The sequence below is a fragment of the Bradyrhizobium yuanmingense genome (genome assembly GCF_900094575.1).
Taxonomy (GTDB): Bacteria; Pseudomonadota; Alphaproteobacteria; order Rhizobiales; family Xanthobacteraceae; genus Bradyrhizobium; species Bradyrhizobium yuanmingense.
In genome coordinates, this window is sequence record NZ_FMAE01000007.1 from 464890 (window position 1) to 479249 (window position 14360).

Here is a 14360-nt window from a genome sequence, read left to right on the forward strand (position 1 = left end):
CCCATCCCCGCCGTCGATACGGTCCCGCGCGATTCAAAACCCCCCGCGAGAGCCCGATCTGACGATGGACGCCTCATTGCCCGCCCATATGCGCCCGGAACGCTCGTTCCAGGGCTTCATCCTCGCGCTCCAGCGGTTCTGGGCCGAGCAGGGCTGCGTGATCCTGCAGCCCTACGACATGGAAATGGGCGCGGGCACCTTCCATCCGGCGACCACGCTGCGTGCGCTCGGGCCAAAGCCGTGGAACGCGGCCTATGTGCAGCCGTCGCGCCGGCCCAAGGACGGCCGTTACGGCGAGAACCCGAACCGGATGCAGCACTATTACCAGTTCCAGGTGATCATGAAGCCCTCGCCGCCGAACCTTCAGGAGCTGTACCTGAAGTCGCTCGCCGCGATCGGCATCGATTCCGCCGTGCACGACATCCGCTTCGTCGAAGACGATTGGGAGAGCCCGACCCTGGGCGCCTGGGGTTTGGGGTGGGAATGCTGGTGCGACGGCATGGAAGTCAGCCAGTTCACTTATTTTCAGCAGGTCGCTGGCTTCGAATGCGCGCCGGTCGCGGGCGAGCTCACCTACGGCCTCGAGCGCCTCGCGATGTATGTGCAGGGCGTCGACCGAGTCTACGACCTCAACTTCAACGGCCGCGACGGTGACCAGAAGGTCACCTATGGCGACGTGTTCCTGCAGGCCGAGCAGGAATATTCGCGGCACAATTTCGAATATGCCGACACCGCGATGCTGTTCGAGCAGTTCAAGATGGCGGAAGCGGCCTGCAGAAAATATCTCGACGCGGGCTGGCGCGACGGCGGCAACCGGAAACAGCATCTGATGGCGCTGCCGGCCTATGACCAGTGCATCAAGGCGAGCCACGTCTTCAACCTGCTCGATGCCCGCGGCGTGATCTCCGTGACCGAGCGGCAGAGCTACATTCTGCGCGTGCGCGAGCTGGCAAAAGCGTGTGGCGAGGCCTGGATCCACACTGAAGCGGGCGGAGCGGCCTGATGCCCGATCTTTTGCTTGAACTGTTTTCCGAAGAAATTCCCGCGCGCATGCAGGCGAAGGCGGCGGACGATCTGCGCCGCATGGTCACCGACAAGCTGGTTGCCGAAGGCCTGGTCTATGAGGGCGCAAAGTCGTTCGCGACGCCGCGCCGCCTTGCGCTCACCGTGCACGGCATCCCTGCGCGCCAGCCGGATCTGAAGACCGAGCGCCGCGGACCCAAGGTCGGCGCGCCCGACGCGGCCGTGCAGGGCTTCCTCAAGGCGACCGGTTTGAAGTCGTTGGACGAAGCCAAGATCCAGCGCGACCCCAAGGGTGATTTCTACATCGGCTTGATCGAGAAGCCCGGCCGCGACGCGATCGACGTGCTCGCCGAGATCCTGCCTGTCATCATCCGCACCTTCCCCTGGCCCAAATCGATGCGCTGGGGCGCGCGCTCGGGCAAGCCCGGCTCGCTGAACTGGGTGCGTCCGCTGCACGCGATTACCGCGACCTTCGGCCTCGAGACCGAAGAGCCCGATGTCGTGAAGTTCGAGGTCGACGGCATCGAGAGCGGCCAGACCACTTACGGCCACCGCTTCCTCGCGCCGGCGCCGATCTCCGTGCGCCGCTTCGAGGACTACGACGCTAAGCTTCTTGCAGCAAAAGTCGTGCTCGACCCCGAGCGCCGCAAGGACGCCATCCTCACCGACGCCAAGCAGCTCGCCTTCGCGCAAGGTTTTGAGCTGGTCGAGGACCAGAATCTGCTCGACGAGGTCGCCGGCCTCGTCGAGTGGCCGGTCGTGCTGATGGGCTCGTTCGAGCCGGAATTCTTGAAGACTCCCGACGAAGTCATCCGCGCCACCATCCGCAACAACCAGAAGTGTTTCGTGGTGCGCGACCCCAAGACGGGCAAGCTCGCGAGCAAGTTCATCCTGGTCGCCAATATCGAGGCGACCGACGGTGGCAAAACCATCATCGCCGGCAACGAGCGCGTCATCCGGGCGCGGCTGAGCGATGCGAAGTTCTTCTACGAGACCGACCTCAAGACCAAGCTCGAGGGCCGGCTGCCGAAGTTCGATCAGATCGTGTTTCACGAGAAGCTCGGGACGCAGGCGGAACGCATCAAGCGCATCGAGCGCCTGGCCGCCGAGATCGCGCCGCTGGTCGGCGCCGATGTCGCCAAGGCGACGCGCGCGGCGCATCTGGCAAAGGCAGATCTGCTGACGGAAGTCGTCGGCGAATTCCCGGAAGTGCAGGGCCTGATGGGCAAATACTATGCGCTGGCTCAGGGCGAAGACGCCTCCGTCGCCGCGGCCTGCGAGGAGCACTACAAGCCGCAAGGGCCTGCTGATCGCGTTCCGACCGATCCGGTCAGCGTCGTGGTGGCGCTCGCGGACAAGATCGATACCCTGGTTGGGTTCTGGGCGATCGACGAGAAGCCGACGGGCAGCAAGGACCCCTATGCGCTGCGTCGTGCGGCGCTGGGTGTGATCAGGCTGATCGCTGAGAACGCGCTGCGTCTGTCGCTCATAAAGGTGGCGGGATCAGCGCTCGCCGGCTTGTCGGTGAAGCCGGCCGATGCCTCGAAGCTTCCGAGCGATCTGCTCGCCTTCTTCGCCGATCGCCTCAAGGTCCAACTCCGCGAGCAGGGCGCGCGCCACGATCTCGTCGATGCCGTGTTCGCGCTCGGCGGCCAGGACGATCTCCTGATGATCGTCCGCCGCATCGAGGCGCTCGGAAAATTCCTCGATAGCGACGACGGCAAGAACCTGCTCGCCGGCACCAAGCGCGCCAGCAACATCCTCAGCATCGAGGAGAAGAAGGACAAGCGCAGCTTCGACGGCGCGCCGGATGCTGCGCTCTACAGCCTCGCTGAGGAGAAGGCGCTGGCCAAGGCGATCGGTGAGGTCAAGGCGGAAGCCAGCGCTGCGGTGGCCAAGGAAGACTTCGCCGCCGCGATGAGTGCGATGGCAAAGCTGCGTCCGCCGGTCGATGCCTTCTTCGACAAAGTGCGCGTCAATGACGATGATCCGAAGGTGCGCGAGAACCGCCTGAAGCTCCTCAACGAGATCCGCAGCGCCACGCGCGCGGTAGCGGACTTCTCGAAGATCCAGGATTGAGGCGCGGTTTGCGGCAAACACCGCTGTCATTCCGGGGCGCGCGTAGCGCGAGCCCGGAATCCATAACCACGATCGTGAGTATGGATTCTCAGGTGCGCAATTGCGCACCATAGCCCACGCCTCCGGCGTGTCCCGGAATGACGGCTGCTGATGTGGCTTGCCCAAAGAAGCCCCGCCCGGCGGGGGGAGGACCGGGCGGGGCCTGATGTCCGATTTACACTGCTCGCGCCAGCCTGCTGTGACGCGCCGGACATCGAATGGAGCGGCTGCGTCTTTAGTCCAGCACCTCGACGATGCGGCGCGAGCGCGGCTCGACCAGCACGGTTTCGCCGTTCACGACGGTGTAGCGATAGGTCGTGGCGCCGAAACGTTGCGGCACGTCATAATAGGTGACGCCTGCCTCGGGTAAGGTGGTGCCGACCACCACGCGATCCGGAATGCGGAAGGGCGGCACACGTTGTTCAACGACATATTCGCGGAAGGCGGGCCGTTGTTCGACGGCAATCGTCGGCGCGCCGTCGACCATGGCGGGCGCGCGTCCAATCGTGACATCGCTTTGCGCCTGCGCCGCAAGGGGCGCGCCGGTTGCGGCCGCGAGCGCTGCGAGAGCAAAAATCCTGTTCCGCATGGACAACTCCTTCGACGTGATTCTGCGGGCGCGCGAGCGGCGCGACCGGTTGCCAATGCGTGCCTCAAGCCAATGTTCCGGGAAAAGGCATGCCGCATTCGCGGCAATTTCGGGCAGTTTTCGTGAGGCCGGAACTCGCAGCAGCCCTTGCGCATCTCTACTCCCGGAACCCATCCGGTTATGATCCGCGCGCGATTCGCCTCACCTCACAGAAAGATAGTTCATGCACATCACCGTCGCCCACATTTCGCCGATCCTGTCGTTGATTGCGGGCGTGCTCATCCTGATCATGCCGCGGCTTCTCAACCTCATCGTCGCGATCTTCCTCATCGTCAACGGCGCGATCGGGCTCGGGCTCCTGAAGTGGCTCCGCTTCTAGGCGTTCACTTTTCGGAACTGTCCGTCTTGCGCGGGCCCGCCCAAAGTGGTGTAAGGCCCGCGATTTCCCATTCCTCTCGCAGGTTGTGTGCAAGCTATGGCCAAAGCCGCCTCGAAGCCTTCTAAAACTGCAGCGAAATCAAAGCCCTCCGCCAAGGCGAAGGCCGCGCCGGCGGCCCGCAAGGCGCTGGCCAAGAGCGCGCCGAAGCCGGTCGCCAAACCCACTGCAAAGCCGGTGGCAAAGGCAATGACCAAGGCGGCTTCGCCGAAGGTTGCCGCGAAGCCTGCGCCGAAGAAGGTTGTGCCTGCCAAGGCGGCGCCGGCAGCGGCGAAGGCCGGCAAATGGGTCTACACGTTCGGTGACGGCAAGGCCGAGGGCCGGACGGAAATGCGCGACCTGCTCGGCGGCAAGGGCGCCAACCTCGCCGAGATGGCCAATCTCGGCCTGCCGGTGCCTCCGGGCTTCACCATCCCGACCTCGGTCTGCACCTATTTCTACGAGCACGACAAGACCTACCCGAAGGAACTGAAGCCGCAGGTTGAGAAGGCGCTCGACTATGTCGGCAAGTTGACCGGCAAGGTGTTCGGCGACACCAGGAACCCGCTGCTCGTCTCGGTGCGCTCCGGCGCGCGCGCCTCGATGCCGGGCATGATGGACACCGTGCTCAATCTCGGCCTCAACGACCAGACCGTGGAAGCGCTGGCCGAGCTGTCGGGCGACCGCCGTTTCGCCTATGACAGCTATCGCCGCTTCATCACGATGTATTCCGACGTGGTGCTCGGCTTCGAGCATCATCACTTCGAGGAGATCCTCGACACCTTCAAGGACAGCCAGGGCTACACGCTCGACACCGATCTGTCCGCCGAGGACTGGGTCGAACTGGTCGGCAAGTACAAGGACGCGGTCGCACGCGAGACCGGCAAGGAATTCCCGCAGGATCCGCACGACCAGCTCTGGGGCGCGATCGGCGCGGTGTTCTCATCCTGGATGAACGCGCGCGCGGTGACCTACCGCAAGCTGCACGACATTCCGGAATCCTGGGGCACCGCGGTCAACGTGCAGGCCATGGTGTTCGGCAACATGGGCGAGACATCGGCCACGGGCGTTGCCTTCACCCGCAACCCCTCGACCGGCGAGAGCAAGCTCTACGGCGAGTTCCTGATCAACGCACAAGGCGAGGACGTAGTCGCGGGCATCCGCACGCCGCAGGACATCACCGAGGAGGCGCGCAAGGAGTCGGGCTCCGACAAGGCGTCGATGGAAGCGGCGATGCCGGAAGCCTTCAAGGAGCTGACGCGGATCTACACGCTGCTCGAGAAGCACTACCGCGACATGCAGGACATGGAGTTCACCGTCGAGCAGGGTAAGCTCTGGATGCTCCAAACCCGCGGCGGCAAGCGCACCGCCAAGGCCGCGCTGCGTATCGCGGTCGAGCTCGCCAATGAGGGCCTGATCTCGAAGAAGGAAGCGGTGACGCGGATCGATCCGGCCTCGCTCGACCAGCTCCTGCATCCAACCATCGATCCCAACGCCAAGCGCGACGTGATCGCAACCGGCCTGCCGGCTTCGCCGGGTGCGGCCTCCGGCGAGATCGTGTTCTCCTCGGACGAGGCGGCCAAGCTTCAGGGCGACGGACGCAAGGTGATTTTGGTCCGCATCGAGACAAGCCCGGAAGACATCCACGGCATGCACGCCGCCGAAGGCATCCTGACCACGCGCGGCGGCATGACCTCGCACGCGGCGGTGGTCGCGCGCGGCATGGGCAAGCCCTGCGTCTCCGGCTGCGGGACCATCCGCGTCGATTACGGCCGCGGCACCATGAGCATCGGCTCGCGCACCTTCAAGACCGGTGATGTCATCACCATCGACGGCTCGCTCGGCCAGGTGCTCGCCGGCCGCATGCCGATGATCGAGCCGGAGCTGTCCGGCGAGTTCGGCACGCTGATGAACTGGGCCGACCAGGTCCGCAAGATCGGCGTCCGGGTCAACGGCGACACGCCTGACGACGCGCGCACCGCGATCAAGTTCGGCGCGGAGGGCATCGGCCTCTGCCGCACCGAGCACATGTTCTTCGAGGAGACGCGCATCCGCACGGTGCGCGAGATGATCCTCTCCGAGGACGAGCAGTCGCGCCGCGCCGCGCTGGCAAAACTGCTGCCGATGCAGCGCGCCGACTTCGTCGAGCTGTTCGAGATCATGAAGGGCCTGCCCGTCACGATCCGGCTTCTGGATCCTCCCCTTCATGAATTCCTGCCGCACACCCATGCCGAGGTCGAGGAAGTGGCGCGCGCCATGAACACCGACCCGCGGCGCCTCGCCGACCGCGCCCGGGAGCTCTCGGAGTTCAACCCGATGCTCGGCTTCCGCGGCTGCCGCATCGCCATCGCCTATCCCGAGATCGCCGAGATGCAGGCCCGCGCGATCTTCGAGGCGGCGGTCGAGGCGCAGAAGCGCACCGGCAAGGCCGTCGGCCTCGAGGTGATGGTGCCGCTGATCGCGACCAAGGCCGAGCTCGACCTGGTCAAGGCACGGATCGATGCCACCGCACAGGCCGTGATGCGTGAGACCAACACCAAGCTGGCCTATCAGGTCGGCACCATGATCGAGCTGCCGCGCGCCTGCCTGCTCGCGGGCGAGATCGCGCAGTCGGCCGAGTTCTTCTCGTTCGGCACCAACGACCTGACGCAGACGACCTACGGCATCAGCCGCGACGACGCGGCGAGCTTCCTGGGTCCCTATGTGGCGAAGGGCATCCTCACGGTCGATCCCTTCATCTCGCTCGATCAGGAAGGCGTCGGCGAGCTGGTCAAGATCGGCGTCGCCCGCGGCCGCAAGACCCGCACTTCGCTCAAGGTCGGCATCTGCGGCGAGCACGGCGGCGATCCCGCCTCCGTCGCCTTCTGCCACCATATCGGTCTCGACTACGTCTCCTGCTCGCCCTACCGCGTGCCGATCGCGCGGCTTGCAGCGGCGCAGGCCGCGCTCGGCAAGGCGATCGCGAGCCAGGCGTAAGCCGAAACACAGACTTGAATTGAGAGAGGCGGGGCCCAGCCCCGCCTCTCATTTTTGGCACTGCTCTCTCCGCGTCGTCATTGCGAGCCACCGGGTCCGCGCAAAGCGCGGCCCGATGACAGGCTCCACGAAGCAATCCAGAGTCGTTCCGCAGAGGGACTCTGCTCGGCGCCCCTCACATCATCCCCGTCTCATCCTCCTCGGCCTGCCCGATCAGCGCCTCGCTCGCTACCGCCTCGCGGCGGGGCACGACGAACATCATCACGCAGGCGCAAAGGATCGAGATCGCGAGCACCGCGGAGGTCAGCGGCAGCGTCGTTGCGGAGTGGCCGCCGAGATAGGCGCCGAACTGCGACATCAGCGCGCCAATGCCTTGCTGCAGGAAGCCCATCGCGCCCGAGGCGGTGCCGGCCGCTTCGGGACGGATGCTGATGGCGCCGGCGGCGGAATTCGCCATCACGAAGGCATTGCCGGCCATCACGATCATATGGGTGCCGAACAGCCAGGCGGGCGCCTCGTTCCAGCCGACGAAGCTCCAGAGCAGGTTCGCAAGGCTGCCGCAGAGTTGCAGGGCGAGCCCGAACCAGATCAGCTTCTCCAGTGAGTGGCGCGGCGCAAAGCGCACGCAGAGCAGGTTGCCGACCAGAAACGCAAAGCCCGTCGTTGCGAACCAGGCGCCGTATTCGGCGCTGCTGCGGCCCATCTGCGTCACCACGATGTAGGGCCCGCCGCCGGCGAAGGTGAAGATGATCTGGGACGCCAGCACCTGGCACATCACATAGCCGACGAAGGCGCGGTTGCGGATGAGCATGCCGATATCGCCGCGGAAGCCGCTGCCGGCGGCGCGGCTGCGACGGGTCTCAGGCAGCGCCAAGGCGATCCCGACGGCAACGACGATGGCGGCGATGGTGATGGCATAAAAGATCGCGCGCCATCCCAACGCGGTCTCGATCAGGCCGCCGGTGAGCGGCGAGACCATCTGCCCGATCATCAGCGCCGCGACCACGAGGCTGATCATCGAGGCGACGCGGTCGCGCTCGTAGATGTCGCGGATGATGGCCCGGCTGATCACCATGCCGGATGCGCCGCCGAGCGCCTGGAAGAAGCGTGCGGCGATCAATTGCGGCAGGGTCTCGGCGAAAATGCAGGCGACGCTGGCCGCCACCATCAGTGCAAGTCCTCCGAGCAGCACCGGACGCCGCCCGAACCGGTCCGACAGCGGGCCCATGATCAGCTGCGACAGCGCGATGCCGACCATGTAGAGCGACACCGTCATCTGCGCGATCGAGATGTCGCTGCCGAAATCCGTCGCCAGCACCGGCAGCGCCGGAACCAGGATGTAGAGCGAGATCGGTGCGACCCCGGTCATCACCACCAGCAGCAGCAACACCAGACGCGAGGTCGCGAGGTTGCCGGCCGCTTCGGGCGGCTTGCTGATGATGCCGTGCATCGCCGGACACTAGCCGCATCGCGTTGCGAGCGAATACGCTCATTTCGGCATACGGCTATGCGCGAGGCGTCAAGGCGCTGGGCCTGTAGGGTGGGCAAAGACGCGCTCTTTGCGCGGCGTGCCCACCATTGCTGCCGTCACCCGGAGATGGATGGTGGGCACGCATCCGCCTCCGCTCTTCGAGCGGCAGCGGATGCTTTGCCCACCCTACGCAGGCAGTCTTATGACGGAGTTAGAGCTTCAGCTCCGCCGTGGCCTGATCGAGCCAGGTCTTCGTCGCCTCGTCCAGCGCCGGCCGCACGTCGTCCCTGACGCGCGCATGGTACGCGTTCAGCCAATCGAGCTCGTCGCGGCTCAGCATCGCGACATCGATCAGACGGCGGTCGATCGGCGCCAGGGTCAGCGTCTCGAACGCGTTCATCGGCTTCTCGGCACCCTTGATGTCGGCGGCGACGACTAGCTCGAGATTCTCGATGCGGATGCCGAAGCCATTGGTCTTGTAGTAGCCGGGCTCGTTCGACAGGATCATGCCGCGCTTCAACGGCGTGGTGCCGAGCTTCGAAATTCGTGCCGGTCCTTCGTGCACCGAGAGATAGCTGCCGACGCCGTGGCCGGTGCCGTGCTCGAAATCGAGCCCGACGGCCCAGAGATATTGCCGCGCCAGCGTGTCGAGTTGCGCGCCCGTGGTGCCGTCCGGAAAGACGGCGCGCGCGATCGCGATGTGGCCGCGCAGCACGCGGGTGAAGCGGTCGCGCATCTCATCCGTCGGCTCGCCTATCGCCATGGTGCGCGTGACGTCGGTGGTGCCGTCTTCATATTGCGCGCCGGAATCGATCAGCAGGAGATCGCCGTGCGCGATCCGCCGGTTGCTCTTGCGGGTGACGCGGTAATGCACGATGGCGCCGTTCGGGCCGGTGCCGGAGATGGTCGGGAACGAGACGTCCTTGAGCGCGCCGGTGTCGCGGCGGAAGGTTTCCAGCGCCTCGACCGCGTCGATCTCGGTGAGCTTGCCGCTTGGCGCCTCGCGATCGATCCAGGCGAGGAAGCGCGCCAGCGCCACGGCGTCGCGCAAATGAGCCGTCTTGGTGCCCTTGATCTCGGTCGCGTTCTTGACCGCCTTGAGCAGTGCAACCGGATCGCTGCCGCGCACCGGCTTGCCGCCGGCCCCGCTGATCAGGCGGCTGAGTGCGTCGGCCGCTGTGGCATTGTCGAGCGCAATGGCCGCACCGCTCTTGGCCAGCGCCATCAGCGTCGGCGCCATGGCGTCCGGTTCGCGCACGTCAGCGGACTGCTCGAGATGGTCGCGTGTGAGGTTGGAGAGCTTGCGGTGGTCGATGAAGATGGTGGGACGGCCGTCCTTCGGCACCAGCGCGTAGGACAGTGGCAGCGGCGTATGGGCGACGTCGGCGCCGCGGATGTTGAAGGTCCAGGCCACCGCGTGACTGTCCGACAGCACCAAGGCATCGGTGCCGAGCTTGGCGATCTCGGCCCTGATCTGGGTCAGCTTCTCCGCTTCAGTGATACCGGCGTGCTGAAGGCTGTGCACCGCGACGGGGGCGAGCGGCGGCTGCGGCCGGTCCTGCCAGATCGCGTCGATCGGATTGCTGTCGACCGCGACCAGCTCGGCCCCGGCCTTGGCGCAGGCGGCGGACAATCGCTCGGCTGCCGAAAAAGTGTGCAGCCACGGATCAAATCCGAGGCGGTCGCCGGCTTTCAGATGCACCGCCACCCAGCTCTCCGGCGGCGGGTCGATCAGCGATTCCACTACCCATGCCTTGGCATCGACCTGCTTGGCCGCCTGCAGCGTGTAGCGGCCGTCGACGAACAGCGCAGCCTCCTGCGGCAGAACCACTGCTAGTCCCGCCGAGCCGGTAAAGCCGGTCAGCCAGGCGAGCCGCTCTTCCGATGGCGGCACATATTCGTTCTGCTGCTGATCGGCACGTGGCACGACGAAGCCGGTCAACTTGCGACGGGCAAGTTCTTCGCGAAGTGCGGCCAGTCGTGCCGCCAACGCGACGCCGGCCTCCGGCTCCTCGAATGTCTGGAAGTGCGCTTCGAACATGGTGGATCACTTTAGGATCATGGAGATCAGTCCGCAATGTAGACGCATTTGCGTCGCATCTGGCATGGACTGTGCTTGAAATAGTTCCATTCGAATCGAGTGGAGTAAAGGATGCGGCAGTTGCGCTTCGTCCGGATAACAGGGAAATTCGAGCGGGTGGTTCATCTCAACGGCGAGGGGACACACAATGCCAGCGTTCACCTTTGAGAAGATTTCGCCGCCGGCGCGCCGCGCTCCGACAGCGGCAGTAACAAAGAAGCCGCGCGGCCTCATCAGCCAGATGATCGACCGTTTCGCCGAGCGCCGCGCCAAGCGCGCCTTGCGGGGCAAGCGCGCGTCACGCCGCGACGTGAAGCCGGCCGAGTAGCGCGGCGAGGGAGCGCACCGCCGTCGCGACGCGGTTAGTTCATCCCACCTTCCTCAGCAGCAGACTGCTCCACCCCTCGATGCGCAGATGTTTCACCGGCACGAGGCCGCGGGCGCGGTAGGCGGCGATCACGGCGGGCGCCTGGTGCGTCAAGAGGCCGGAGAGGATGACGCGGGCGCCAGGCGCAAGGTGCCGCGTCATCGGGCTCGCCAATTGCCGCAACGGATTGGCAAGGATATTGGCGAGCACCAGGTCGAACGGGCCTGCACGCGCAAAATCTGGCGCGGCAAAGCCGGTCGCGCGGATCACCCGCACATGGTTGCCAACTTCGTTCAGCGTGGCGTTCTCGGCGGCCACCCGGACCGATGGCGGATCGATGTCGGAAGCCAGCACCGCGCGATGCAGCGCCTTCGCCGCCGCGATCGCCAGCACGCCCGTGCCGGTGCCGAGATCGAGCAGGCTCCTTGGGCGGGAGCTCTTCAGGACATGGTCAAGCAGAAGTAAACAGCCGCGCGTCGTGCCATGGTGACCGGTGCCGAAGGCGAGCGCCGCCTCGATCTCGATGGCAAGCTTGTTCGGCGCCACACGGTCGCGATCGTGGCTGCCGTGCACGACGAAGCGGCCGGCCGGCACCGGGACGAGATCTTCAAGGCTGGCTTTGACCCAGTCCTTGGCTTCGACAGTGTCGAAGACGAGCGTCGCCGCGATCTCATTTCCTGCTGAAGTTGCAACGAGTTCGCGCAGCCATGCCTGATCGGGCGCTGCGGCGAAATGCAACGTGACGTCCCAGCGTCCGTCAGGCCGCTCGAACGCGGCGACCGCCGCATCGCCGTCGAAAAAGACCTCGGTGAGCACGTCGACGAGGCGCTTGGCGTCGGCTTCATTGCCGATCGAAAAGCTGGCGCGATAGGTCGGGGAAGGCTGCATTCAGGGTTCCGTCGCGTTCAATTTTTGGAACTTTTGCTGCCCAGTTTTCGGACAAGTTGAGGTTCCCATATTAACGCGCCTGCAGTGTGTGGCCCGTATATTTTCGGATGTACAAGCAAGTCCACGCAGCTTTGAATTGAAACGGAGGCGAGTCTTGAAGCGCATGATTCAGAAGTTCTGGTCGGATGAGTCCGGTGCAACCGCGATCGAATACGGCCTGATCGCCGCGGGTATCGCCCTGGCGATCATTACCGTGGTGAACGGCCTGGGCACCACCATGAACGAGAAGTTCACTTCGATTAGCACCTCCTTGAAGTAATTTCCGCCGCCATTTCCCAGCGGGGGCTATTTTCTTCAAAGGCTGTTCCTGATCACCGCCCGCTAGGGGTTTCCCCTGGCGGGCGAGGTCGTTTTTGCAGCCCGACTTCACAGCTTATCCGCCTGCTTGTCCGGACTTTGTCCACCACTTTTCCCCTGATCGCCCCGCCGATTTCCCTCCGGCTTTCCCCAGGATCGCTCCTGGCCGTATCGCCCAGGCCTCCTCTGGCCGCTCACAGGCCTTTCGACAGCCTGTCCACCGCCAATCCACAGCCCTATCCACGGCTCCCGAACAGGGCGCGGTGATCCCGCAGGATGGCCTGCGCGGCGTTATGGCCGGGCGCGCCGGTGACGCCGCCGCCTGGATGGGCGCCGGATCCGCAATGGTAGAGGCCTCTCAGCGGCCCGCGATAGTCGGCGTGGCCCAGCATCGGCCGCGCCGAGAACAGCTGGTTCAATGTCAGCGCGCCGTGGAAGATGTCGCCGCCAAGCAGCCCGAACTGCCGCTCGAGATCGAGCGGAGACAGGATCTGACGGCCGAGCACGCTTGCCGCAAATCCCGGCGCGTACTTATCCACCGTCGCGATCATGAGATCGGCGACCTCGTGGCGATGGTCATCCCACGACTTTCCATCGGGAAGCCCTGGTGCGACATGCTGGCAGAACAGGCTCGCGACATGCTTGCCGGCCGGGGCCAGCGTGTCGTCGAGCGTCGAGGGGATCAGCATTTCCACGACAGGCTCGCGGCTCCAGCCCTGCGCGCGCGCGTCGAGCCAGGCGCGATCCATATAGCCCAGACTCGGCGCCAGGATGATGCCGGAGGTGAGGTGATCGCCCTCGCCTGAGAGCGCCGTGAAGGAGGGCAGGCGGTCCAGCGCCACATTCATCCGGAAGGTGCCGGAGCCGTTCTTCCAATGCCGCATGCGGGCGAGGAAGTCCGCAGGCAGAGCATCGGCCGCGATCAGGCGCGTGTAGAGCAGCTTTGGATTGACATTGGCCGCGACATATTTCGCGCGGATCGCAGAGCCGTTCTCCAGCACGATTCCGACGGCGCGGTCGCGCTCGATGATGATCTCACGCACACTGGCATCCGTGTCGATCGCGACGCCGCGGTCGCGCGCGGCGCGCGCCATGGCCTGCGTGATCGCGCCCATGCCGCCGATGGCGTGGCCCCACACGCCCTTCTTGCCGTTCACCTCCCCGAACGCATGATGCAGCATCACATAGGCCGAGCCGGCGGCGTAGGGGCTGGCATAGTTGCCGACGATGGCGTCGAAGCCGAACAGCGCCTTGACTAGATCGTGCTCGAAACGTTCGTCCAGCATCTCGCCGGCCGAGCGCGTGAACAGATCGAGCAGGCTGCGGCTTTGTTCCAGCGTCAGGCCGCGCAGAATGTTGGCGCTCTGCAAAGCGTTCACGGCCTCGCGGACCGCGTTGGTGCCAAAACCGTCGAGCAGGTTCGGCGGCGCGCGGAGCACGAACCGCCTGAGCACGTCGGCAATGTCTTCCAGCTCGCGCGCGAAGCCGTCGAGCGCTTCCGCATCATGCGCGCTGAGCCGCGCCACCGAAGCTTTCGTTCGCCCCTCGCCGGTGAGGAGATAGCTGCCGTCTGGCGCGGGCAGAAAATTCTGCGCACGCCGCTCGACGATGCGCAGGCCCTGCTCGGCAAGCTTGAGGTCACGGATCACCTGCGGATTGAGCAGGCTCACGGTGTAGGCGGCGACAGAATTGCGAAAGCCGGGGTGAAACTCCTCCGTCACCGCGGCACCGCCGACCACCTTGCGCCGCTCGACCACGCGCACGCGCAGGCCCGCCATCGCCAGATAGGTCGCGCAGGTGAGGCCGTTATGTCCCGCGCCGATGATGATGACGTCGGTATCTGTCATGACTTCCTTGGCATAATTCCGGGGCTACTCGGCAGAGCCGAACTATGATGCGGGCTCCGCACCGGAGAATCTCGAGGTTCCGGGTTCGATGTCGCGCGTCGCATCGGAACGACATCTCTATATCAGGCATTCCTTGCTGCAACATCACGCCACACTTTATTGCCCGTCCAGGCGCCTTGTGCTCCATTGCGCGCGATCCGGCGCCCGCCGGGGTTTGAGCCGGAGCTTC

At 65.3% G+C, this 14360-nt stretch carries 11 protein-coding genes; 6 read left to right on the top strand and 5 right to left on the bottom strand.

What is annotated here, in order from left to right:
• Positions 1-64 precede the first annotated feature (64 nt).
• Both GA0061099_RS26725 and glyS read left to right on the top strand, forming a co-directional pair.
• Complete coding sequence (locus GA0061099_RS26725; RefSeq protein ID WP_036024903.1) at positions 65-1003, top strand: glycine--tRNA ligase subunit alpha; 939 nt, start codon at positions 65-67, stop codon at positions 1001-1003.
• The gene (glyS, locus tag GA0061099_RS26730) at positions 1003-3102 is read left to right on the top strand and encodes a glycine--tRNA ligase subunit beta (protein ID WP_036024904.1); all 2100 of its coding nucleotides are present in this window, start codon (positions 1003-1005) and stop codon (positions 3100-3102) included. Before GA0061099_RS26725 ends, glyS begins: the two co-directional genes overlap by 1 nt.
• A 274-nt stretch (positions 3103-3376) precedes the next feature.
• Here the strand turns inward: glyS and GA0061099_RS26735 are convergent, their stop codons facing one another.
• Positions 3377-3730, bottom strand: coding sequence for a DUF1236 domain-containing protein (locus tag GA0061099_RS26735; RefSeq protein ID WP_036006381.1), 354 nt, complete (start codon positions 3728-3730; stop codon positions 3377-3379).
• A 223-nt stretch (positions 3731-3953) separates the two neighbouring features.
• On the opposite strand from GA0061099_RS26735, the gene GA0061099_RS26740 reads away from it, so the two are divergent.
• Positions 3954-4109 carry a DUF3096 domain-containing protein gene (locus GA0061099_RS26740; protein WP_008562090.1) on the top strand — a complete coding sequence of 52 codons (156 nt, stop codon included), beginning with the start codon at positions 3954-3956 and terminating at the stop codon, positions 4107-4109.
• Positions 4110-4205: 96 nt separating this feature from the next.
• Positions 4206-7121, top strand: a complete 2916-nt coding sequence (gene ppdK, locus GA0061099_RS26745; RefSeq protein WP_036024905.1) for a pyruvate, phosphate dikinase — start codon at positions 4206-4208, stop codon at positions 7119-7121.
• A gap of 175 nt (positions 7122-7296) precedes the next feature.
• Here the strand turns inward: ppdK and GA0061099_RS26750 are convergent, their stop codons facing one another.
• The gene (locus GA0061099_RS26750; protein ID WP_036024906.1) at positions 7297-8571 is read right to left on the bottom strand and encodes a multidrug effflux MFS transporter; all 1275 of its coding nucleotides are present in this window, start codon (positions 8569-8571) and stop codon (positions 7297-7299) included.
• A 232-nt stretch (positions 8572-8803) separates the two neighbouring features.
• Positions 8804-10633, bottom strand: a complete 1830-nt coding sequence (locus GA0061099_RS26755) for an aminopeptidase P family protein (RefSeq protein WP_036024907.1) — start codon at positions 10631-10633, stop codon at positions 8804-8806.
• Between the two features lie 187 nt (positions 10634-10820).
• Between GA0061099_RS26755 and GA0061099_RS26760 the strand changes: the two genes are divergently transcribed.
• Positions 10821-11000: a hypothetical protein gene (locus tag GA0061099_RS26760; protein WP_036024908.1), complete on the top strand. Its 180-nt coding sequence runs from the start codon at positions 10821-10823 to the stop codon at positions 10998-11000.
• A gap of 39 nt (positions 11001-11039) precedes the next feature.
• Here the strand turns inward: GA0061099_RS26760 and GA0061099_RS26765 are convergent, their stop codons facing one another.
• Positions 11040-11927: a 50S ribosomal protein L11 methyltransferase gene (locus tag GA0061099_RS26765; protein ID WP_036024909.1), complete on the bottom strand. Its 888-nt coding sequence runs from the start codon at positions 11925-11927 to the stop codon at positions 11040-11042.
• Positions 11928-12090: 163 nt separating this feature from the next.
• Here GA0061099_RS26765 and GA0061099_RS26770 point away from each other — a divergent pair, with 163 nt between their 5' ends.
• Positions 12091-12246: a Flp family type IVb pilin gene (locus GA0061099_RS26770; protein ID WP_085968950.1), complete on the top strand. Its 156-nt coding sequence runs from the start codon at positions 12091-12093 to the stop codon at positions 12244-12246.
• Between the two features lie 274 nt (positions 12247-12520).
• On the opposite strand, the gene GA0061099_RS26775 is transcribed toward GA0061099_RS26770, so the two are convergent.
• Positions 12521-14131 (bottom strand): phytoene desaturase family protein, encoded by a 1611-nt coding sequence (locus tag GA0061099_RS26775; protein ID WP_036024911.1) that lies wholly within the window; start codon positions 14129-14131, stop codon positions 12521-12523.
• Positions 14132-14360 lie beyond the last annotated feature (229 nt).

Coding starts and splice junctions, on each gene's coding strand:
- GA0061099_RS26775 (WP_036024911.1), bottom strand. CDS start 14,131: ATGACAGATACCGACGTCATCATCATCGGCGCGGGACATAACGGCCTC.
- GA0061099_RS26735 (WP_036006381.1), bottom strand. CDS start 3,730: ATGCGGAACAGGATTTTTGCTCTCGCAGCGCTCGCGGCCGCAACCGGC.
- GA0061099_RS26770 (WP_085968950.1), top strand. CDS start 12,091: ATGATTCAGAAGTTCTGGTCGGATGAGTCCGGTGCAACCGCGATCGAA.
- GA0061099_RS26755 (WP_036024907.1), bottom strand. CDS start 10,633: ATGTTCGAAGCGCACTTCCAGACATTCGAGGAGCCGGAGGCCGGCGTC.
- glyS (WP_036024904.1), top strand. CDS start 1,003: ATGCCCGATCTTTTGCTTGAACTGTTTTCCGAAGAAATTCCCGCGCGC.
- GA0061099_RS26740 (WP_008562090.1), top strand. CDS start 3,954: ATGCACATCACCGTCGCCCACATTTCGCCGATCCTGTCGTTGATTGCG.
- ppdK (WP_036024905.1), top strand. CDS start 4,206: ATGGCCAAAGCCGCCTCGAAGCCTTCTAAAACTGCAGCGAAATCAAAG.
- GA0061099_RS26750 (WP_036024906.1), bottom strand. CDS start 8,571: ATGCACGGCATCATCAGCAAGCCGCCCGAAGCGGCCGGCAACCTCGCG.
- GA0061099_RS26765 (WP_036024909.1), bottom strand. CDS start 11,927: ATGCAGCCTTCCCCGACCTATCGCGCCAGCTTTTCGATCGGCAATGAA.
- GA0061099_RS26760 (WP_036024908.1), top strand. CDS start 10,821: ATGCCAGCGTTCACCTTTGAGAAGATTTCGCCGCCGGCGCGCCGCGCT.
- GA0061099_RS26725 (WP_036024903.1), top strand. CDS start 65: ATGGACGCCTCATTGCCCGCCCATATGCGCCCGGAACGCTCGTTCCAG.